Source organism: Spirillospora sp. NPDC049652 (genome assembly GCF_040675125.1).
Taxonomy (GTDB): Bacteria; Actinomycetota; Actinomycetes; order Streptosporangiales; family Streptosporangiaceae; genus Spirillospora.
On sequence record NZ_JBFAOF010001527.1, the window covers coordinates 1 to 1140 of the forward strand.

The following is a 1140-nucleotide window of genomic DNA, read 5'->3' on the forward strand; positions in this document are numbered from 1 at the left end:
CGGGCCGCGCGTGTAGGCGATCCAGCCGCCGTTGCGCGCCCACACCGGGTCCATCTCGTGCTCGGACGAGCCCGAGAGGCGGTGCGCGCCGGAGCCGTCGGCCTGCATGAGCCAGATCTCGCCGTGCGGGTACGCGCCGTGGGTGAACGCGATGCGCGTGCCGTCGGGCGACCAGGACGGGTCCTTGGCGAAGACGCCGTCCTTGGTCAGCCGCACGGGGGGCTGGTCGGGACGCCGCGGGTCGAGGACGTAGATCTGGTTCTCCCCGGACGCGTCGCTGTAGTACGCGATCCGGCCGGACGGCCCCCAGGACGGGTCGTCCTTGTGCGAGCCGTCGGTGGTGAGCTGGGTGACCTTCGCGTCGGCGACGGTCACGGTGTAGAGCTGGTTGCGGCCGGCGTCGTCGGGGGCGAAGTAGGCGATCCGGCCGCCGTCCGGCGACCAGGCCGTCCGGCCCCCGCCGACCTTGCCGACCAGTTCGGCGGCGTTCCCACCGTCCGCGTCGGCCGTCCAGAGCTGGTTCCCCCCGCTCGTCCTCCTGGTGAAGGCGAACTTGCGCATGCCGGGCGCGTAGGCGGGCAGGATGTCGCAGCTTCCGGACGTCACGGCCGCGGGCGCCGCGCTCGCGTCCGTGGGGTAGCGGGCGATGCGGGCGTGGCACTTCTGCGGCCAGCCGGGGGCGGTGTCCTGGCGGACGAGCATCGTCTCGGTCGGGAAGACCGTGGAGGGGACCTTGGTTCCGGCCGACGTGCCGCCGTGCTTCGCCGACCCCCGGGTGAGCATGTAGGCGGTGCCGCCTCCGGCCGCCACGACCGCCGCGACCGCGAGCGCGACGAGGAGCGGGGCGGTGCGCCGCTTCCTGATGCGCGTGGGCTGCTGCCCGGGATCGGTTCGCGGGATGCGTTCGGGGGCCGCCTGCTCCTGCCGGAAGGCGCCCGCGGCCTCGGTGGGCGGGTGCGTGTTCCCGCTCCAGCCGACGCCGGTCGGCGGGTGGGTCGCGGCCTCGGACGCCGAATAGGGGGCGGCCTCGGACGCCGAAGAGGGCGCGGCCTCGGCCCCGGAGTAGGGCACCGCCTCGGTCGCCGCGTGACGCACGGCTTCGGTGGGCGGATGCGGCGCGGCCTCGGGCGTCGCCTGGGC

General features: G+C 75.4%; 1 protein-coding gene. It reads right to left on the reverse strand.

Features of this window, described 5'->3' with window-relative positions; genetic code table 11:
• On the reverse strand, positions 1-1095 hold a 1095-nt coding region (locus tag AB0J52_RS41665; RefSeq protein ID WP_500188810.1), incomplete at its 3' end, for a TolB family protein.
• Positions 1096-1140 lie beyond the last annotated feature (45 nt).